The following is a 19,922-nucleotide window of genomic DNA, read 5'->3' as shown; positions in this document are numbered from 1 at the left end:
ATATGAAACAAGTTTTTCTCTCTACAACAACTGAATTTAAAGAGATCGATACGCTTGAACCGGGTACTTGGATCAATCTCGTCAATCCGACTCAAAATGAATCACTCGAAATCGCTAACGCCTTCGATATCGACATTGCCGACCTTCGAGCACCGCTCGATGCGGAAGAAATGTCTCGTATTACCATTGAAGACGAGTACACTCTGATTATCGTCGACGTGCCGGTCACAGAAGAAAGAAATAACCGCACCTACTACGTCACCATCCCACTTGGTATTATCATCACCGAGGAAACCATTATCACTACTTGTTTGGAACCATTACCAGTCCTCGATGTCTTTATCAACCGTCGATTGCGTAATTTCTATACTTTCATGCGTTCGCGTTTTATCTTCCAGATTCTTTATCGCAATGCAGAGCTTTACCTAACAGCCCTTCGTTCGATTGACCGCAAGAGTGAGCAAATCGAAAGTCAACTGCATCAATCAACTCGTAATGAAGAATTGATTGAGCTCATGGAATTGGAAAAAACCATCGTCTATTTCAAGGCCTCCCTCAAAACAAACGAGCGTGTGATTAAGAAATTGACCAGCTCAACCAGCAATATTAAGAAATACCTTGAGGACGAAGACCTGCTTGAAGATACCCTGATTGAAACCCAACAGGCCATCGAGATGGCAGACATTTATGGAAACGTCTTGCATTCTATGACAGAGACCTTCGCCTCTATCATTTCTAACAACCAGAACAACATCATGAAAACCTTGGCCCTTGTGACCATCGTCATGTCCATCCCAACCATGGTCTTTTCTGCCTACGGGATGAACTTTAAGGATAATGAAATCCCCCTAAACGGCGAACCGAATGCCTTCTGGTTAATCGTTTTTATCGCCTTTGCTATGAGTGTCTCGCTCACTCTCTATCTCATCCATAAAAAATGGTTCTAAGAGGAGTTCCTATGTCTCAGATTGATCTACAAAAATTAACTAAGAAAAACCAAGAGTTTATCCACATTGCTACCCAACAATTCATCAAAGATGGGAAAACAGACGCTGAAATCAAGGCAATCTTTGAGGAAGTCATTCCCAAAATCCTTAAAGAGCAAGCCAAGGGTACGACTGCTCGTTCCCTCTATGGCGCACCAACCCACTGGGCTCATAGTTTCACTGTCAAGGAACAATATGAAAAAGAGCATCCAAAGGAAAATGATGATCCAAAACTCATGATTATGGACTCAGCTCTTTTCATCACTAGCCTCTTTGCCCTCGTCAGCGCCCTCACAACTTTCTTTGCGGCAGATCAGGCTTTCGGCTATGGATTTATCACTCTCTTGTTAGTTGGACTTGTTGGTGGATTTGCCTTCTACTTGATGTACTACTTTGTTTACCAATACTATGGACCAGATATGGACCGCAGTCAACGTCCACCTTTCTGGAAATCTGTACTAGTTATCCTAGCATCTATGTTCCTTTGGTTGCTTGTCTTCTTTGCAACAAGCTTCCTACCAGCTAGCCTTAACCCAGTCCTTGCTCCAGTGCCACTGGCTATTATCGGAGCAGCCCTCCTAGCCCTTCGCTTCTATCTCAAGAAACGCTTGAATATTCGTAGCGCAAGTGCAGGACCAACACGCTATTAAGAAGAATGATAAAAGCAGCTGCAGGTGCGGTTGCTTTTCACTTACTTTTTTGATTTTAAAGTATTCTTCTGATATCCCACATAGCGTTCTCTCATCTTTTATGATAAAATAGGCTCAATCTATTTCTAGGAGGATGAGATATGATTTCTACTATTGGTATTGTTAGTTTATCTAGTGGCATTATCGGAGAGGACTTTGTCAAACACGAAGTGGACTTGGGTGTCCGACGTCTCAAGGACTTGGGACTCAATCCTATCTTTTTGCCCCATTCGCAAAAAGGATTAGACTTTATCAAAGACCATCCTGAAGCTCGTGCAGAGGATTTGATTCATGCCTTTTCTGATGATAGCATCGACATGATCCTATGCGCCATCGGTGGAGACGATACCTATCGCTTACTACCTTATCTTTTTGAAAATGACCAACTACAAAAGGTTATCAACCAAAAAATATTTCTTGGCTTCTCAGATACAACCATGAACCATCTCATGTTGCATAAACTAGGTGTTAAAACTTTTTATGGTCAATCCTTTTTAGCAGACATTTGTGAATTGGACAAAGAAATGCTAGCCTATAGCCTTCACTACTTTAAAGAATTGATTGAGACAGGAAGAATCTCAGAAATTCGCCCTAGCAATGTTTGGTATGAGGAACGAACTGATTTTAGTCCCAAAGCTCTGGGGACACCTCGTGTCAGTCATACAAATACTGGTTTTGAGTTGTTACAAGGAACTGCCCAGTTCGAGGGGAAAATCCTCGGTGGTTGCCTCGAATCCCTCTACGATATCTTTGACAACTCTCGATACGCAGATAACACGGAGCTCTGTCAAAAATACAAACTTTTCCCTGACTTGTCAGACTGGGAAGGAAAGATCCTCTTGCTAGAAACAAGTGAAGAAAAGCCTGAGCCGGAAGACTTCAAAAAGATGTTGCGAACTTTAAAGGACACTGGTATATTCGAGGCCATCAGTGGACTCCTGGTCGGAAAACCTATGGATGAAACTTTCTATGACGACTATAAAGAGGCACTATTGGATATCATTGACAGCAATATCCCGATTCTCTATAATCTGAATGTCGGCCACGCAACTCCAAGAGCCATTGTTCCCTTTGGAGTCCATGCTCATGTAGATGCAAAGGAAAAAGTCATTCGCTTTGACTATAACAAATAAAGCTGGGAAAAATTTCTCAGCTTTTTTCTATATTCTCAGATATTCTAATTACCTATACTCACTAATTCCTGCTTTTCCACTCACAATCGTTCTCGTGATCATCAACTAGCCCTGCTGCCTGTAGAAAAGACAAGACAGCGACTGGGCCTGTGAACTTGAAGCCTCGTTTTTTGAGATCTTTGGCTAATTTCTCAGACAAAGCGGTTTTAGCTGGGGCTTGGCGGTAATCGAGAACATCATTCACGATAGTTTTTCCCTCAACAAAGGACCAAAGATAGGCATCAAAAGAGGCATATTCTTCCTGTAGTCGTAGAAAGGCTTGGGCGTTAGCGCGTGTAGCAAAAATCTTGGCTCTATTTCGGATGATAGCTGGATTCTCCAGCAAGGCTTCCAATTCGGCATCTGTCATTTCTGCGACCGCTTGAATTTGATAGCCATGAAAGGCTTCTCGGAAAGCTTGGCGTTTGTTGAGTACCGTTTCCCAAGACAGGCCTGCCTGATAGGTTTCCATACACAACAATTCAAACAATGCTTGGTCATCATGGAGGGGCTGCCCCCACTCCTCATCATGATAGGCGATGTAGAGCGGATTGGTCATCTTGACCCACGAACAACGTTTTGTCATGCTCTGCTCCTATTTGACCAACATTTTGAGGGCAGACTTGATGTAGTTCTCAGCTGTATCTGCTGTTCCTTCAAAGAATTTCTTAATTTTCTTGAGCTCGGTCGACTTGTAACCCAGCGCCAGCATGGCTTCCATGGCTTCTTCCAGTTCTTGGTTTTCAGCGCTAGCTTGCACTGCCACCTTGGCAGGAAGATCATCTCCTGCAACTACTACCTTGCCTTCCAAGTCCAGCACCATCTGCTGGGCTGTTTTTTTGCCAATCTTAGGGAACTTGGTCAAGTAGGTGATGTTCTTGGTTTCGATGGCTTGAACCAAGCCAGCATTGTCATCGGCAGCGATAATGGCCAGAGCTGATACAGGACCAATCCCAGAAACCGAAATCAGACTGAGAAAGAGCTTTTTCTCGTCTTCTGAGAGAAATCCATAAAGCAGATGGGCGTCCTCACGCACAACCTGATGCACATAAATCTGAGCCTCCTGATTAACCTGTCCTGAGTAGGCATAAGGATTGGCCACATGCAAGATATAGCCGATACAGTTGACTTCAAGAACAATGTATTTAGCAGTGATTTTGGTAATGATTCCTTTTAAATATTCGTACATAGTTTTCCTTTTAGTTTAATATTTCCCCAACTCACGGAGACTGGTGTGATTTTCCTGAATGCGTCGGAACATCTTTTCCATATCCGACTTGGTAAAATGCACCAAAACAGGACGTCCATGGGGACAGTTATAGGGATTGTCACACTGAGAAAGCTGATAGAGGAGCTGTCTAGCCGAATGGTCATCGATACGATGGTTAGCCTTGATAGACCGTTTGCAGGACATCATAATAGCCAACTCTGCTCGGTATTTCTTGATAGAAACTTCCTTGGTCAAGAGTAGCATATCACACATCTCATAGATGCCTGATTCAATCTCTTCTTCTGCCATCCAAATAGGATGTTCACGTAGGATGAATTGATTTTCCCCGTACTCTGCTAGAAAGACTCCAACTTCCTCTAAAAGAGGCATTCTTTCCTTGAGACGAAGGGCATCATCCGCTGGAAATTCAAAGATATAAGGCACTAGGAGTTGCTGCTGGCTCTGGTCAACATTGCCAATGCTTTCACGATACTCCTCGTACTTGACCCGTTCCTGCGCCGCATGTTGGTCTATGATGTAGAGCCCATCTCGCCCTTGGGCAAAGAGATAGGTTCCATGCATTTGCCCAAAAAATTCCAACTCTGGAAAGCTTGAAGATTCTTCTCGCTCCAGCTTGTCATAGGCCTTATCAAGACTAGCTAAATCTAGCTCTGGGTGATCTAGCTGGTCGTAGTTAGCAGGCTTTCTCTCTGCAAAATGCAGTTTTGCTGGCTTGGTTAGCTGATCCAAGGTTTCTTTGGCAAACAGGATCAAATCCTGTCCTTCATCAGTCAATTCTACCTGATAATCAGCCACCTCAGCTTGACTAGATCTAGTCAGCTCTGTTTTTTCATAGTATAGAGTATTTTCTTTGAGAGGGAGAATGGTCTGCTCCACCTTCTCACGATTGCGCACGGTAGATTTGGCAAGATTTTCCAAGGCATCTGGTATCAAGGTTTGTTCCTTGAGACTATTTGCAATAGCTTCTGAGACCAGCGTCATCAGTTCTTTTTCCTTAGAAATCCTCACCTCTTGCTTAGTCGGATGCACATTGACATCCGCTAGATAGGGGTCGATATGAATGTGAATGACAGCTAGTGGAAAACGGCCTACCATGAGCTTACTGCCATAACCGTCAAGAATTGCACGATTAAGCAGGAAGTTCTTGATATAACGACCATTGATGAAGAGACTGATATAGTTGCGGTTGGCTCTAGTCAACTCAGGCAAGGACACAAAACCTGAAATTTCGAAATCTAGGTCAGAATTCTCAATTTCAATCATCTTCTTGGCACTCGCCAAACCGTAAATCCCTGCGATAGCTTGGCGCAATTGACCAGTCCCAGCTGTCCGCGTCATTTCCTTGCCATCACTAATCAAGCTGAAAGAAATCTCAGGATGGGCCAAGCCCAGACGGTTGACAATATCAATGATATGAGACAACTCCGCCTGCTGGCTCTTCATATACTTGAGGCGGGCAGGCGTGTTGAAAAAGAGGTCCTCCACACAAACCTTGGTTCCCACAGGACTGGTCGCTGGGATAATTTCTTCTACTTCTCCCCCACGCGCGACTAACTTGGTTCCATGACTAGCACCATCCACCGCCGTCAACAAAGTCAAGACACTAACAGACGCGATAGAAGGCAGAGCTTCACCACGAAAGCCAAGCGTCCGAATTCGAAAGAGGTCTGCTTGATTTTTTATCTTACTGGTCGCATGACGACGCAGAGCCAATTCCACCTCATCGTGAGCAATTCCATGACCATTATCTGTGATCTGAATCTTCTTAAGACCAGCTTCCTCAATCTCAATGATAATCTGGCTAGAGCCAGCGTCAATGGCATTTTCTACCAACTCTTTAACAACACTGGCAGGACGTTCAATGACCTCCCCAGCTGCAATCTGGTTTGCCAACACCTCTGGCAATTCAATAATATGAGACATCTTTCAGCCCCTTTCTGTATCTATTTTCCTAGAAATTGATTAGTGCTATTATACCATATTTCAGATAGGACAGAAAAGCTCCACCACATAGGAGCCAAATCCCTCCACATAGACAAAGTCCCTTGCCAGGTGTCGTAAAATAGTGTTTAATAAAAATATACAGGAAGTGATCACAACCTTGTATAACTAAAAAGGAGAGAAATTTATGAAAGTAGAACTACAGATTAGTGAGACTTACAAGGAAGAAAAACTGATTGTCCAAGCACCTCAGCCGACAGAAAAAGTCCAAAAAGTCATCGAGTTCGCAGAAAATCTGGACCAAAGAGAAAAAATCAAAGGGAAAATCGAAGATCAGGTCTATCTAATTGAGATTGGCAATATTCAACGCTTCTATATCGAGAATCGGAAGGTTCTGGCAGAAACGGCAAGTCAGACCTACAACATTGATTTACGACTCTATCAGGTTCTTGAACTCTTACCGACTAATTTTATCCAAATTTCCCAATCAGAAATCATCAATATCGACTCCATCTCTCACCTCAAGCTCACCCCCAACGGTCTGGTAGAAATCTTTCTAAAAAATGAAAGCTTCACCTACTCTTCACGCCGTTACCTAAAAACCATCAAGGAGAAATTAGAACTATGAAAAAACAAATCTTTCACGACGCAACTGCTGGTGTCCTCATCGGCCTCATCCTCTCTATCCTCTTTTCACTCATTTATGCACCGAGTACTTATGCCCCGCTAAATCCCTACTCTCTCATCGGCCAAGTCATGATTCAACATCAGGTTCACGGTGCCCTGGTCTTGCTCTACTGCACACTTATCTGGTCAGCTATCGGCATTCTCTTCAACTTTGGCAACCGCTTATTCAGCCGTGACTGGAGCATGCTCCGTGCCACTCTGACTCATTTCTTCCTTATGCTTGCTGGCTTTGTCCCACTAGCAACCCTGGCAGGTTGGTTCCCCTTCCACTGGATCTTCTATCTCCAGCTTATTATCGAGTTTGCGATTGTCTACCTCATCATTTGGGCTATTCTCTATAAAAGAGAAGCTAGAAAAGTAGACCACATCAATCAACTCTTGGAGCATAGAAAGTAAGGGCTTTGATAAAACTGCTTGGAATAATAAAAAAGCCAAGCCTAAGCTCAACTTTCCAACTCATACAAATCTGCTATAATTGCAGCCACATGCTTGATATCTCCCAGCATGCCTCGCATTTCAAAGTCAGCTAAGACAGGGAAGCCAAAACGTTGACTGTATTGCTTGGCTGTCAGGCAGTATTGGTTATTAAAGTTGCGATTTCCTGAACCAACTACGCCAAAACACTTACTAGCATTGTCACCATAGGCGATAAAATCTCCCACTGGTGTCGTCAAAATCTCTACATCTCCGTTATCCACGCCATTCCCACCTTCTAGGTAGGTTGGCAAAAAAGCGATATAAGGGTGTTCCATCTCATAAAAATCTTGGCCTTCCTTGACTAAGTCCTTGATATGAATCTTTTGAACTTCAATCCCCTCATACTGGGACAAGAGATAGTCTTTCAGGCGTGTCACAAAACTCTCAGTATTCCCACTCAGACTGATATAAACTAAAGAAATTGTCTTCATATTTACCTCCATGATTTTATCTATAATCGAAAAATAACTACCAAGATTGTAACTTGATAGTTATTTTTTGTCAATACTTAGGCAAGTTCTTCTGTTTCCTCTTCTTCAGCCAAGGCTTTTTGCTGACGCCATATCTTGTAGAAGACAAGGGCTAGGAAGAGAACATTGATGACGATATAGAAAATGCTGACAGCTTTTGAACCAATACCCATTGTCAAACGAATAGTTTCATCTTGAACCAGCTGCAAAGCGTCTTGTAAAGTCACATAGGTATAAATCGAACCAATAATGGCTAGCAAAACATAGCCGACATAAGTATAGTTTGCATACTGCAAATTCTTACGAACAAGGAATACAATCGCTACTACCACTAAAATAGCAGATAGTACAACCAAGGCCACATTAAAAATAGAATGAGATGCTTCTGCCACTCTATAGCTAAAATTAATGCTATCTTCTACCTGCTGAGCACTGACCCCTGCAACTTGTTTTTGAGCAGCACGAAGGACTTCTTTACTAGGCAAGGGCTTCAAAAGTTCAAACAGAGACGTAGCTGAAATAAGGGCAGACAAGATGAGCAAGACCCATAGATAAATTGGTTTCTTTTTCATGATAGAACCTCCTGATGTTATTATTGATATTATAGCACTTTTTGTAAAGGGATACAAATATTATAGTGTCGTTTCTACCTGTTTTCGGTAGGCTTTCGGCGATTTTCCGCACAATTTTCGGAACACTTTATAGAAATATCCAACATTACTGTAACCAACAGCATAACAAATATCTTCGATACTGTCACTAGTTGAAAGCAAAAGTTGTTGGGCAGCCTTAATACGTTGTTTGTTTAGTAACTCTGCGAAGATTGAATTTGTTTAAGCCTTACAGTAAAACAATCTAATCATCTACTATTAACAACTCTATAAAAAATTTAGTTTGACAAGCAAACAATAACACTTTCTCCTCATTTACAATCCCATCAAACCGTGGTACAATGAGAATTGTGAAAAAATTATCAGGAGACAATTCATGAAAAAATCTATCTTAACTACACTGCTTTTTGCAGTTCTTTACTTCTTCTGCATGGGGATTGGTGTTCTTTTGGGCAATCTCTTTGACCAAACCGGAAATATGTTTTATGCGCCTGCCTTTACTGCCCTTGTCGGCGGTAGCGTCTATATGATCCTAGTCGCAAAAGTTCCGCGCTTTGGTGCCATTACCACTATCGGCCTTGTCATGGCCCTCTTTTTCTTGGGATCTAAACACGGTGCTGGTGCCTTCCTTCCTGGAATTATCTGTGGCCTCCTAGCAGATGGAGTAGCTCATTTAGGCAAATACAAGGATCAAACGAAAAATTTCCTTTCTTTCGTTATTTTCGCCTTTAGCTCAACAGGACCAATCTTACTTATGTGGATTGCGCCTCAAGCCTATATGGCTACCCTTCTAGCAAGAGGAAAATCGCAAGAATATATCGACCGTATCATGGTCGCACCAAACCCTGGAACCGTCCTTCTATTTATCGCAAGTATTGTCATCGGAGCCCTAGTGGGTGCCTTGATTGGACAAGCCTTGAGTAAAAAATTTGCACAAAAAATCTGATTAATAAAAAAGAGCCGTGTGGCTCTTTTTTTATTTATGACTCAATTTCTTGGTCAAGAAATCTCCCAAAAATTGGATCGCAAAGATAATCAAAATGATAATGATGGTTGCCAAGATGGTCACATCGTGATTGTAGCGGTTAAATCCATAAGCGATGGCTACGTTACCGATACCACCAGCTCCAACCGCACCGGCCATAGCTGTTTCCCCAACAAGGGAAATCAAGGTCACAGTCGTCACACGGATCAAATCTGGAAGACCTTCTGATAGGTAAACACCTACGATATCCCAGAAGGTCGCTCCGCTAGCTTGAGCCGCCTCAATGACACCGCCATCCAATTCAGCCAAGACCACCTGCACCTGACGGGCAAAGAAAGCAAAGACTGCAAATGAAAGTGGCACAAGAGCTGCATTTGGCCCGATGCTCGTCTTCACAATCAAGTGAGAGAGTGGCGACATGATTGCCAAGAGGATGATGAAGGGAACCGCACGGAAAATAGAGGTAATCTTATCCAAAATCCAGAAAACAACTTTATTTTCCAAGACACCACCCGGCGCTGTCAAGACGAGGAAAAGACCTGCAACAAGTCCCAAGAACCCTCCGATGATGAAGGAAAGAACTGTCATATAAAGAGTTAGGTAGATTGCTGTTCCCCAGCCTGCTTGACCAGCCCAGCCCATTTTATAGACATTTGGTAAATAGGTTTGAATCAATGATTCCATCTTACTGTCCTCCCTTCAATACTTTTAGCTGTACGCCTGCTTGACGAATGGCTTCTTGAGCACCTGCTAGCGCTGCTTTTTCACCTGACAAGACCACAACCAATTCTCCAACAGGAGTACCATCGAGAATTTCGATATTTCCATAGAGGATATTAGCCGTTACCTGATAATGCTTGTACAATTCATTCAAAAGTGGCTCATCTGTTGAAGCACCTGCATACTTGAGTTGTACCAAAAGGCTGTTTTCAGACAGATGTTGCACAATTTCTTGCTTCTCAATCTTGACCATGGCTTCATCAATGCCTGTGGCTGTTGAGATAAAGTCTTGGGTCAAAGGTTGTTTAGGATCTGAGAAGATTTCAAGGACACTTCCTTCTTCAATCAAATGCCCATCCTGCATAACTGCTACACGATTGGCAATGTCTTTGACAATCTGCATTTCATGCGTAATCAAGACAACAGTTAAGCCTAATTTTTGGTTCAAATCTTGCAACAAGGCCAAAATCTGCTTGGTTGTCTTCGGGTCAAGGGCAGAAGTTGACTCGTCTGAAATCAAGATTTTTGGATCATTAGCCAAGGCACGCGCAATGGCCACACGCTGTTTTTGCCCTCCAGATAATTGTGAAGGATAGTTTTCAGCACGGTCCGCCAAGCCAACCAAGTCCAACAACTTAGCAACTTTAGCCTTCTTTTCTTCCTTGCTAAGCCCAGAGTGTTTGAGGGCAAAGGCTACATTCTCCTCTGCTGTCTTTTGGCTCATCAGGTTAAAATGCTGAAAAATCATCCCGATATCCTGACGTTTGCGACGCAACTGCTCTGCCGTCAAGGTCACCTTGCCATCAAAAATCACATCGTCGTCAATAGTAATTTTCCCTGCAGATGGTTTTTGCAAGAGGTTAATCACCCGTACAAGGGTTGATTTCCCTGCTCCAGAATATCCAACGATTCCGTAGATATCCCCTTCTTGGATGTGAATAGTCACATCCTTGACTGCTGTGATGGTTCTCTTTTTTTGATGAAAAGTCACATCGATCTGATCTAACTTGATAATATCTCTACTCATAGCTTCTAATCAGCTCCTCTACTAATTCAATATGGGTGTAATAATCGGAGATTCGCACGTTTTCATCTCCACCGTGGTCTCGGCTATTGGCATTTCCTAGACCAAAAGCCACCATTGGCACCTCTAGGGCATCAAAGACCGTATGCATAGGCCCTGTCCCTGCTGTTGTTGGCAAGACTGAAACGCCTTGCGGATAGAATTTCTTAGCCAACTCGATCACATTGAGAATGGCTGGTGCGCTCATATCGCTTCGATAGCTCATCTCTCCCAAGGTATAGTATAATTCTACCTTATCAAAGCCATTTTTGTCTAGCTGTTTCCGAATTTTTTCCAGAACATCATGCGGTTCTAGGCCAGGAACCAAACGAACTTCTAACTTGGCACTGGCTTCTGCTGGCAAAATCGTTTTAACTCCTTGTCCTTGATAACCTGACTGAATCCCTTCGATATTAAGAGCTGGCTCAAAAAAGAAACGTTTTAGAAAGGCTGCACGGTCCTCTTGTAAGAGAGGCAATTCCAAACCATAAATCTGGCTGATTTCCCCTGGATTTCGTTGAGCGTAGGTATCCACCAAAGCCAATTCACGTTCATTTGGTTTTTGAACTTCTTCGTACAAACCTTCAACCAAGATACGACCATCTGCAGCGCGAAGAGACTGTAAGGCTTGGAGGAGATACCAAGGAGCTGATTCCACAACCCCACCATAACTAGAGTGGATATCGACATCAGCGCTTTTCACCTTGGCATCAAAGGTCACAATCCCCTTATTTCCACCAGAAATTTCCAGCTGTTCCAAAGCATTTTTGGTTCCTTGTTCCCATACCAACAAATCCGCACCACGGAGTTTATCCGCATGTTTTTCCAGATACTTATCTAGGTCTGTCGAAGCCGATTCCTCCGCTCCCTCCATGATAAAACTGATATTGACAGGCAGGTCATCATGGTGCTGCATATATTTTCTCAAAGCACTCAAGCGAGCCGTGATATGACCCTTATCGTCATCAACCCCACGTCCATACATGAAACCATTGCGCACCGAAAGAGTAAAAGGATCTTCTGTCCAGACCTGATCCCCATCCGCTGGCACAGTGTCATAGTGGTTATAGAAAATCAAGGTCTTGGCATCTGGACGCGAACTCTTGAAATGCGCCATAACAAAGGGCGCCGTATAAGTCTCATCAATCTCCACTTCAGCCCCAACACGCTTGAAAATCTCACCCAGATAGTTGGCAACTTCCTTAAGTCCAACCTGTTGGGCAAAGACCGACTTCTTAGAAATCAAGGTACGCAAAACCTCAAAATAATGCTGGGCTACATGATCCTTTTCAAATTTTTCAATCTGTTCTTGTTCACTAGGAAAAACCATATTCTCTCTACCTTTCTATGAACTACTTTTCCTGACAATCCATGCTCTATACAAAAGCAAGAGGTGGAATTTTCTCTCCCACCTCCCTGTTTCTTATTACCAAACTGGTTGATCCAAACCGTCTGATGTTTCTTCGATAACTTTTTTCACTTCATCTGTGTGGTAAGCTGCGATTACTTTCTTGATAGCATCAGCCTTAGGTGATGATTCCCAATCTTTTTTCGCAACGATGATGTTGTACCATTGTTTTGAGTTTTCATCAGCTTGTTCTTTGAAAAGTGCTTTCTTGTAGTCCAATTTTGCTTCTGTAACGAAGGTATTGTTTACAACGGCAGCGTCAACTGATGACAATGAACGAGCTGTTTGGCTAGCGTCCAATTCAGTGATTTTCAAGTTCTTTGGATTTTCTTTGATGTTAGCAACTGTTGCAAGAGCAGTTCCTGAAACATCCAATTTAATCAAACCAGCTGATTGAAGCAAGTAAAGCGCACGGCTTTCGTTTGTAGCATCGTTTGGTACAGCGATTTCTCCGTTTGCTGGGATGTCTTCTACTTTAGTGTACTTGTTGTCACTTCCATTCAAACCTGAGTAAAGGCGAATTGGAGAGATGTAAGTATCTGCAATCGCTACAAGGTCTTTCCCGTTTTCTTTGTTCCAGTTGTTCAAGAAGTTATAGTGTTGGAAAGCGTTCAAGTCTACTTCTCCATCAGCAGTTGCCTTATTTGGTTGTGAGTAGTCTGTGAACTCTGTAAATTCCAAAGTAATACCGTCTTTTTTAACTAATTCTTGAACTTTATCCCAACGAGCTTCTTCAGAACCGCTACGGTTAACAGTTGCGATTTTGATAGTTGTTGCATTATCTGCTTTCTTTTCTGAGTTTCCGCAAGCTGCAAGAGCCAAACCTGCGACTGTAGCAAGAGCTGCTACACCAAGCCATTTTTTGATTTTCATGATTCTTTCTCCTTAAAAATAATACCGTACTAGTATCTCACAATTTATTTGATTTCACAAATTGTTATTAGATAGTCAGATATATAGTTTAAAACTATATCCCTAAAAACTGAGAAATCACCCATCTTACTCAGAATGGATGATTTCAAGAAATTATTTAATATCAGCTTCTGCTGGTAGATAAGTGTCTCCGAAGAATTGTTTAGACAATTTTTCAAGCGTTCCATCTTTGTAGAGTTCTTGGATACGTTTGTCTACAAATGATTTCAACTCATCTTGACCTTGAGCAAGAAGTGGGTAAACGTACGGTTGTTGGTCGCTTGGAAGTTCGATAACTTTCAAGTTGTTCAAACCTTGGTTCTTGATCACTGTTTCAACACCGATTTTATCAAAAATCTTGTAGTCAAATTGGCCATCGCTCAAGCGTACCATGATTTGTTGGAAATCTGCCTTAGTATAGTTAAGGATAGTTGGGTTGTCCGGGTGTTCAGCGTTGTATGCTTCTAACTGCTTAGCTGATGTAGTGGCTTGAACGACTTCCGTCGATTTTCCACCGATATCAGCGAGAGACTTGATGCTAGAGTCGTCTTTCTTCACTACAAGGACATTAGGGTTTTGAGCAATTGGTGCGGCATATAGGTATTTCTCCGCACGTTCTTTAGTGTAGCTAAGATTATTGACAGCCATATTGTAACGGTCAGCATCAAGTCCTGCAAAGACACCTGACCATTCTGTCTTTTCAAACTTAACATCATACTTGTCAGAATCTTTAAAGATGGCGCGAACTACTTCAACCTCATAACCAGTCAATTCACCATTTTCTTCATAGATAAATGGTTTTGGCGAGCCATTGGTTGCAACGATAATTTCTTTCTTGCCAGCTGCTTCTCCCTCTTTCTTAGCACTACCTGAGCAAGCAGCTAGCACACCTGCAGCGACAAGTCCTAGAGCAGCAAGAGATGAGTATTTAACGATTTTTTTCATGTCATTTCCTCCAAAATAGAATACCTTATAATCTTAACAGAAAAAGAGCATTTACGCCATTATATGATATCTATCTCTGTGATAAGTTTTCTTTATGACTGATTTAAAAGACCAGACGCAAGACTGCAATCAAGACCACTCCAAAGAGAACTGTTCCGACTAGATTGCGGTAGCGGAAGGCTACCCAAGCTGTTGGAAAGACTGCTAAGAAGTCTAGCCATTTAATTTGAGGAAGGCTACCAACCTTGCCTGTCACTACACTTGAAAGAATCAAGGCAAAGATAATCGAAACGGGCAAGAACTTCAAAAAACGTTCAACAATCGCAGGCAAACCCTTATACTTGACCATGATGAAGGGAATCATACGGGGAATCCACGTCACCAAGCCAGAGAAAATAACTGCTAATAAAAGATACTTACTGACCATCTAAAATCACCCCCATGGTACAACCTAGCAAGGTCGCAAACAGAACAGCTAGCGACTGAGACACCACTGTCAAGAGCAAGAAGAAGGACACCGCAACAACTGCTAGGATAATGAGCAGATTGCGGACAGGAATCCGTCTTTGCATAATCTGGAATTGCGAAGCAAAAATTCCAATGAACATCCCAACCAGGGCAAAATCCAAGCCAAAGATTTCTGGATTTGGCAGCAGACCACCCAGAGCCGTTCCGACAACTGTTCCCACAAACCAAGCCACATAGCTGTTGAGATTGTTTCCGTGCATCCACATAGGATTGACCTTGTCTGTATGGGCTAACTCGCCCATCAAAACGCCATAAGTCTCATCCGTCAAGAGACTAGACATACCGATATTTTGCCAGAGACTGGTATGACGGAAATAGGTTGACGCATGCAAACTCAACAAAAAGAGACGCAAATTAATCAAAAAGACCGTCATAGCAATAGCTGCCACAGGTGCTTGAACCGCAATCAGTGCCAACATGGCAAACTGGGCGCTCCCAGCATAAACAAAGAGGCTCATCAAGCCCATCTCAACAGGTGTCACATAGGGCGCACCAATAATCCCACAGGCCAAGCCAATACTGACATAACCAAGGGCCGTTGGCATGGCCGCCTGCGCCCCCTCCCAAAATCCTTTTTCTTTCATCTTTCTCCTCATATTGTCTTAATAATACTCAATGAAAATCAAAGAGCAAACTAGAAAGCTGGCCACAGGTTGCTCAAAACATTGTTTTGAGGTTGCAGATAGAAGCTGACGCAGTTTGAAGAGATTTTCGAAGAGTATAAGTAGGCTGAAAAGGCTCCAGCCATAGCATGGACTATTATAACACATTCAGGAAAGAGAAAAAAGTCTGCTGATTGTAATCAGACAGACTCCATTTTATTCTTATTTAATCTTGAAGAATTGAACAATTGCCACAATACCTTGATAAATAAAGACAAAGGCAATGGTGTAACTAATATAGAGACCGGTCATCAATGGGTGTCCCATCATGATTAAACCTGCTACGATTCCTAAAATCCCCATCCAAACTAGAGGGGTACCTACCGATTTATCCGTCTTACGAACCTTGAAACCAACGATAGTTTTTGTAATACCATTTGTCAAGGCCCATAAAGAAATGATAAATGGTACAAATGTTACCATTTCAATAAAGCTACCTGAGAACAAGGTAAGAGCGAGGATGAGGGTAACAATTCCTCCAAATAAATTCCAGCCATGCTTTTCTTCTGATTTGAAGTATTGTACAATCTCAGAAATCCCTTGAACTGCAAATACAAGTGCAAACCAGAAAGTCATGGAAGCCAAGCTAATAAGAGGATGTGCAAACATATTAAAACCTACAAAAACTGCAAAAATACCCGCAATTAGTAACAACCATTTCCAAATTTTCGACATTATTTTTCTCCTTTTTTAGAGTAATCTTCCTCTAGTATTCCATAAATCATCATATCCAAAACCTGTGATAATTGATGTTCATATCCTGAAACCAAGTCAGGCAAACTGCTATCTGACGAAACAGTTAAATAATAGGAACGAAACATATCCTGAATCAATCGCAGATAGTCCATAGCTCGTTTCTCATCAATATGCTCTTTCAGTTTGGATTCTGATATAAGTTTTTGACAAACTTGTTCATTCAAGTCCAAAAAGATAGCTTTCTGTGGTGCAATGTCTGCTTCCAATTCTTCTGGTGTCGCAATCATTGCCTCAAAGAAAATGTGGCTATGTTCTGGGTATTGCTGATAAAATTGGTGACGTCTTTCCATATAATCAGCTAAGGAGGGCACTTGACCTTCCACCCCCAGAAACACTGCCAAAGCTTTCTCAAAACTCTCCTGAAAACAAGTTAGATAGAGGTCTGATTTCCCTGAAAAATTATGATACAAAACTCCTTTGGAAATACCATCCACTTTACAAAGTTCATTGATGACAAAACCTTGATAGCCTTTTGTAGCAAATTCAAACAAAGCAGCGGTAATGATTTTCTCTCTTCGTAGTCTTGTTTTTTCTTCTTTTCTCATGTATTTATCTCTACATTTTTTAATTATAAACCGATTGGTCTGAAATGTCAAGCAACTTTCTCAAAAATTTAACAGTCTGCTGATTGTAGCCATCATAAACAGACTGGAATCCAGTCTCAAACATATAATATACACATTCTTCGCTAAATGTTTTCACGGATATTCAAGAGTATGATAAAGGCAGCTAGAAGAAATAGCAATAAAACAAAGCTAACTGCCAGAGTTCCAAAGCTAGTAGCAATGGTTACCAAAGCTATTGTAAATAAGCTAGGTAAAACAACTGTAATGGCACCGATAGAGGATTGAACTGCTCCCATTGACTCCTCAGGTATTTGTTTAAAAATGAGTTCCTGTAATCGAGGAGAGAGGATACCTGCGAAAAAGGCATCCAAGGCACTAAAGATAAGAATCCAGTCAAAACGAACTGCCACAAAGCCAACTAAAAGGAGTAATTGGATAATAAGCGAGGCATATAGGGCTAGTTTTATGGAGATTGTATTCTTCAGATAGCCACTCACAAGGCTTCCGACAATAAGGGCTGACAATTCAAGGGTGGATAACAAGGCAAGAGATTGACCTGTTTGTAAATTCAAAAAGGGCTGATTCCTCAAAAACAGAGTAGAAACAGGAACTGTAACATTTATCACTGCTTGACTAATAGAGATAATAAACAAAACCAAGAGCACCTTATTCATATTCCATATCAATTTTGATGATTGGAGCAGATGCTGGCAAAAGGATTTTACAGAGAGTCCTTCTTGATAGCTAATCGTTTTTTCTACTTTCAAGAGGTCTGTTTTTATGAAAAGAATACCTAAAAATGCGATTAAAAAGGTCAGAGCATTCAGTAAGGAAATAGACTGGATAGATAGAATACCTAGTAAGACTCCTCCTAGAATATTACTGATTGTTTTCACTAAACTAACAGTTGACTGTTTAAATCCAATAGCTTCTGCCAGATGGTCTTGCCCAATAATTCTAATGAAAATCGGAGTGAGCATGGCGCCTGAAAAATAACTCAATGTGTCAGATAAGAGGTTAATCAGACAAATAAATGCTACTAATAACAAGGAAAAGGACTGCCCTGAAAGTGATAAAGAAACGATAGAGTAAAGCAAAAATTTTGCAAAACTAATCATTGTATATTTTAGGACACGATGATGTTGAAAATCCGCCAAAACTCCCAGAAAGATTTGCAGAACTTGAGGAAGGGTTTCTGAAATCGTGATCAGTAAAATCGCCAAAGGGGCAAAAGATGCATCTGCCACATAATTCAAAAAGGCCAGATAAAAAATCGTATCCCCAACCGTTGAAATCCACTGGTTGATGGTTAATTGCCTAAAATTTCTATTTTGAAGAAATACTTTCATCACAACTCCTTTTTAAATTCAAATGGGAAGCTTTCCCCAAGGATAGACCGCGATACTACTAACAACCAAAATTACAGTAACATCAAAAGCTGACCAATACCATTGTAGACTATGTGCAGCCCAATAGGCCAATAAATGGACTTTGTCACTCTAAATAAGACTGCAAATATGAGACCACCACCCATATATACGAAAAAGTCTGTCAAAACCCAACCGTGATTACTAATGTGCAAAATTCCAAATAATATAGCTGAGCCAAGCACATCCAGTCCCCACTTCTTTCCTTTTTCCAGAGCAGTCATCACTAATCCACGATAAATCATGTCTTCAAAAATGGGACCTGCAATCACAGGATAGAAAAAATACATCAAAAATGCTGTAGCTCCTGTAAAAGTAGGAACATCCAGTTGATAAGAAATTGCATTTTTGGTAGGCGGAAAAAGAAAAAAGGTGACGAAATTCCAAACAACAAAAGCAAGAAGAGCTAGGAAGGAATAGAAAAGATAGGAACCTTTAAATTTTCTACTGTTAATTTTCTGCCATTTCCCTGACCAAACCATAACAATAAAAGCAAGCAGAACCACAAGAAAATTTAACAGCATATCCGACAAATAATAGGCAAAGTCGGATAAACCAGCAGCAAGATCGCTATGTAAAAGCAAACGAATGAAGAACTGGTCAGCAACAACTAGTAGAATAGCTATAATAAAGTAGTAGCGTGAGATTATCTTTTTCATTCTATTTTCTCCTATACTATGAAATAATTATAGTATAACACGGAAATCACCACATTTTAGTAAATCGCATATTTGATATTTTTTCTTATAGAAATTTCAGATTTGCGATTGTTTACTACTCAATAAGCTCTTTGTATTGCTGAAAACGCAATTCGAAGAGGGCTATCAATTGTGGATTTTCTAATACTTGCAGAGATTGGATAAAGTGTTCAATCTCTTTTTGATTGTTTCCTTTGGTTTGAAGGAAAATACTCATTTTCTTTAAAAATTGCCACAATACTTTTTCAAAAACATCGTATGGACGAAGCATACTCTCCAGCTCAGCTTCAAAGATTGGGATGTAAGAGAAAAGTTTGCGCTCCATGAGCTCTGATATAATATTCAGAAAGCCACTTTTCATATACAGTCTATTATGTACCAACTCTTTAAATTCCTTAGATTTCTCAAGTAAAGTGGTTGATAAAAATATCAAATCTTGATTGCTCAAGAAAGGCATGGTATTACAGAATATATAGAGTTCAAACCAGGTCCAAGACTCAATAGCGTAGAGGTAGGTAGTTAAAAACTCGCTATCCTCCTCTGCTAGCGGATAGCTTTTATCTAAGGAATGGATAGCATCTTTAATCACAATGGCATTCAAACGACGATAGGTCTCTGCCATCTGTTCTCGCTCGACTTCCTCCAACAGTTGCTCTAAGCCAGCTATATCTTGGTGGGCAAACCGATCCACAACCTTTCTACCAATTCGCATATGTGGAGATTCTTGATAATTGTTGAGCTTATGACCAAACTCATCAAAATTCATATTGATTCCTTGGATGGCTAAGATCAACTTGTCTGCAGATAGCATAGACTGTCCTAGTTCAAACTTAGACAACTGAGAGGCTGTTAGTCCAGCACAAGCCACATCTGACTGTTTTAGCTTTCTAGCCAAGCGCAATTCCTTGTAAAATTCTCCCAATTCCATTCTCTCAATCATCTTACCACCTCCTATTCTTTATATATTATATCATTATTTTTATCATTT

At 41.3% G+C, this 19,922-nt stretch carries 23 protein-coding genes and 1 pseudogene; 6 read left to right on the top strand and 18 right to left on the bottom strand.

The window, feature by feature from the left end:
• The first annotated feature begins 2 nt into the window (after positions 1–2).
• The 3 genes from QM409_RS02465 to QM409_RS02455 all read left to right on the top strand — a co-directional run bounded on the left by QM409_RS02465 (position 3) and on the right by QM409_RS02455 (position 2,808).
• Positions 3–947 (top strand): magnesium transporter CorA family protein, encoded by a 945-nt coding sequence (locus QM409_RS02465; RefSeq protein ID WP_000815623.1) that lies wholly within the window; start codon positions 3–5, stop codon positions 945–947.
• 11 nt (positions 948–958) lie between these two features.
• Complete coding sequence (locus QM409_RS02460; protein WP_049510981.1) at positions 959–1,636, top strand: DUF1129 domain-containing protein; 678 nt, start codon at positions 959–961, stop codon at positions 1,634–1,636.
• Positions 1,637–1,776: 140 nt separating this feature from the next.
• Positions 1,777–2,808 carry a S66 family peptidase gene (locus QM409_RS02455; RefSeq protein ID WP_414305089.1) on the top strand — a complete coding sequence of 344 codons (1,032 nt, stop codon included), beginning with the start codon at positions 1,777–1,779 and terminating at the stop codon, positions 2,806–2,808.
• A 61-nt stretch (positions 2,809–2,869) separates the two neighbouring features.
• Here QM409_RS02455 and QM409_RS02450 read toward each other — a convergent pair whose 3' ends face one another.
• From QM409_RS02450 to mutL, 3 genes are read right to left on the bottom strand one after another with little or no spacing between them, the layout of a single operon-like run.
• Positions 2,870–3,433 carry a DNA-3-methyladenine glycosylase I gene (locus tag QM409_RS02450; protein ID WP_414305088.1) on the bottom strand — a complete coding sequence of 188 codons (564 nt, stop codon included), beginning with the start codon at positions 3,431–3,433 and terminating at the stop codon, positions 2,870–2,872.
• Between the two features lie 9 nt (positions 3,434–3,442).
• Positions 3,443–4,036, bottom strand: a complete 594-nt coding sequence (ruvA, locus tag QM409_RS02445) for a Holliday junction branch migration protein RuvA (protein WP_414305087.1) — start codon at positions 4,034–4,036, stop codon at positions 3,443–3,445.
• Positions 4,037–4,051: 15 nt separating this feature from the next.
• Positions 4,052–6,001 (bottom strand): DNA mismatch repair endonuclease MutL, encoded by a 1,950-nt coding sequence (gene mutL, locus QM409_RS02440; RefSeq protein WP_414305086.1) that lies wholly within the window; start codon positions 5,999–6,001, stop codon positions 4,052–4,054.
• 205 nt (positions 6,002–6,206) lie between these two features.
• Between mutL and QM409_RS02435 the strand changes: the two genes are divergently transcribed.
• Positions 6,207–6,647 (top strand): LytTR family DNA-binding domain-containing protein, encoded by a 441-nt coding sequence (locus QM409_RS02435; RefSeq protein WP_414305085.1) that lies wholly within the window; start codon positions 6,207–6,209, stop codon positions 6,645–6,647.
• The gene (locus QM409_RS02430) at positions 6,644–7,102 is read left to right on the top strand and encodes a DUF3021 domain-containing protein (RefSeq protein ID WP_084887790.1); all 459 of its coding nucleotides are present in this window, start codon (positions 6,644–6,646) and stop codon (positions 7,100–7,102) included. The genes QM409_RS02435 and QM409_RS02430 overlap by 4 nt, the downstream gene beginning before the upstream one ends.
• 47 nt (positions 7,103–7,149) lie before the next feature.
• Here QM409_RS02430 and nrdI read toward each other — a convergent pair whose 3' ends face one another.
• The 3 genes and pseudogenes from nrdI to QM409_RS02415 all read right to left on the bottom strand — a co-directional run.
• The gene (gene nrdI, locus QM409_RS02425; protein WP_084887788.1) at positions 7,150–7,614 is read right to left on the bottom strand and encodes a class Ib ribonucleoside-diphosphate reductase assembly flavoprotein NrdI; all 465 of its coding nucleotides are present in this window, start codon (positions 7,612–7,614) and stop codon (positions 7,150–7,152) included.
• 77 nt (positions 7,615–7,691) lie between these two features.
• Positions 7,692–8,225 carry a hypothetical protein gene (locus QM409_RS02420; RefSeq protein ID WP_023946835.1) on the bottom strand — a complete coding sequence of 178 codons (534 nt, stop codon included), beginning with the start codon at positions 8,223–8,225 and terminating at the stop codon, positions 7,692–7,694.
• Between the two features lie 60 nt (positions 8,226–8,285).
• Positions 8,286–8,486: pseudogene (locus QM409_RS02415) on the bottom strand (helix-turn-helix domain-containing protein); the annotation flags it as partial.
• A 154-nt stretch (positions 8,487–8,640) separates the two neighbouring features.
• On the opposite strand from QM409_RS02415, the gene QM409_RS02410 reads away from it, so the two are divergent.
• Complete coding sequence (locus tag QM409_RS02410) at positions 8,641–9,210, top strand: MptD family putative ECF transporter S component (RefSeq protein WP_414305084.1); 570 nt, start codon at positions 8,641–8,643, stop codon at positions 9,208–9,210.
• 30 nt (positions 9,211–9,240) lie between these two features.
• On the opposite strand, the gene QM409_RS02405 is transcribed toward QM409_RS02410, so the two are convergent.
• The 12 genes from QM409_RS02405 to QM409_RS02350 form a co-directional block, all read right to left on the bottom strand.
• The gene (locus tag QM409_RS02405) at positions 9,241–9,933 is read right to left on the bottom strand and encodes a methionine ABC transporter permease (protein WP_138336971.1); all 693 of its coding nucleotides are present in this window, start codon (positions 9,931–9,933) and stop codon (positions 9,241–9,243) included.
• A gap of 1 nt (position 9,934) precedes the next feature.
• The gene (locus QM409_RS02400; protein WP_033680837.1) at positions 9,935–10,996 is read right to left on the bottom strand and encodes a methionine ABC transporter ATP-binding protein; all 1,062 of its coding nucleotides are present in this window, start codon (positions 10,994–10,996) and stop codon (positions 9,935–9,937) included.
• Positions 10,989–12,362 (bottom strand): M20 family metallopeptidase, encoded by a 1,374-nt coding sequence (locus tag QM409_RS02395; RefSeq protein ID WP_414305083.1) that lies wholly within the window; start codon positions 12,360–12,362, stop codon positions 10,989–10,991. Before QM409_RS02395 ends, QM409_RS02400 begins: the two co-directional genes overlap by 8 nt.
• A gap of 96 nt (positions 12,363–12,458) precedes the next feature.
• Positions 12,459–13,313 (bottom strand): MetQ/NlpA family ABC transporter substrate-binding protein, encoded by an 855-nt coding sequence (locus QM409_RS02390; RefSeq protein WP_125454341.1) that lies wholly within the window; start codon positions 13,311–13,313, stop codon positions 12,459–12,461.
• 153 nt (positions 13,314–13,466) lie between these two features.
• Positions 13,467–14,297 (bottom strand): amino acid ABC transporter substrate-binding protein, encoded by an 831-nt coding sequence (locus QM409_RS02385; RefSeq protein ID WP_153198970.1) that lies wholly within the window; start codon positions 14,295–14,297, stop codon positions 13,467–13,469.
• Positions 14,298–14,400: 103 nt separating this feature from the next.
• A complete protein-coding gene (locus tag QM409_RS02380; protein WP_153198969.1) occupies positions 14,401–14,724 on the bottom strand; it encodes an AzlD domain-containing protein in 324 nt (107 codons plus the stop codon).
• A complete protein-coding gene (locus QM409_RS02375; protein WP_414305082.1) occupies positions 14,714–15,409 on the bottom strand; it encodes an AzlC family ABC transporter permease in 696 nt (231 codons plus the stop codon). Before QM409_RS02375 ends, QM409_RS02380 begins: the two co-directional genes overlap by 11 nt.
• A 240-nt stretch (positions 15,410–15,649) precedes the next feature.
• Positions 15,650–16,162, bottom strand: a complete 513-nt coding sequence (locus tag QM409_RS02370; RefSeq protein WP_000036821.1) for an HdeD family acid-resistance protein — start codon at positions 16,160–16,162, stop codon at positions 15,650–15,652.
• Positions 16,162–16,788: a TetR/AcrR family transcriptional regulator gene (locus QM409_RS02365; RefSeq protein WP_033680841.1), complete on the bottom strand. Its 627-nt coding sequence runs from the start codon at positions 16,786–16,788 to the stop codon at positions 16,162–16,164. Before QM409_RS02365 ends, QM409_RS02370 begins: the two co-directional genes overlap by 1 nt.
• 143 nt (positions 16,789–16,931) lie before the next feature.
• Positions 16,932–18,158, bottom strand: coding sequence for an MFS transporter (locus QM409_RS02360; RefSeq protein ID WP_004254988.1), 1,227 nt, complete (start codon positions 18,156–18,158; stop codon positions 16,932–16,934).
• A 71-nt stretch (positions 18,159–18,229) separates the two neighbouring features.
• Positions 18,230–18,895: a CPBP family intramembrane glutamic endopeptidase gene (locus tag QM409_RS02355; protein ID WP_125392850.1), complete on the bottom strand. Its 666-nt coding sequence runs from the start codon at positions 18,893–18,895 to the stop codon at positions 18,230–18,232.
• A 115-nt stretch (positions 18,896–19,010) separates the two neighbouring features.
• Positions 19,011–19,874, bottom strand: a complete 864-nt coding sequence (locus QM409_RS02350) for an XRE/MutR family transcriptional regulator (RefSeq protein ID WP_150922710.1) — start codon at positions 19,872–19,874, stop codon at positions 19,011–19,013.
• Between the last annotated feature and the right edge of the window lie 48 nt (positions 19,875–19,922).

The organism is Streptococcus mitis, from assembly GCF_047465045.1.
Classification (GTDB): Bacteria; Bacillota; Bacilli; order Lactobacillales; family Streptococcaceae; genus Streptococcus; species Streptococcus mitis_DT.
This window is presented reverse-complemented; position numbering and strand designations above follow the sequence as displayed.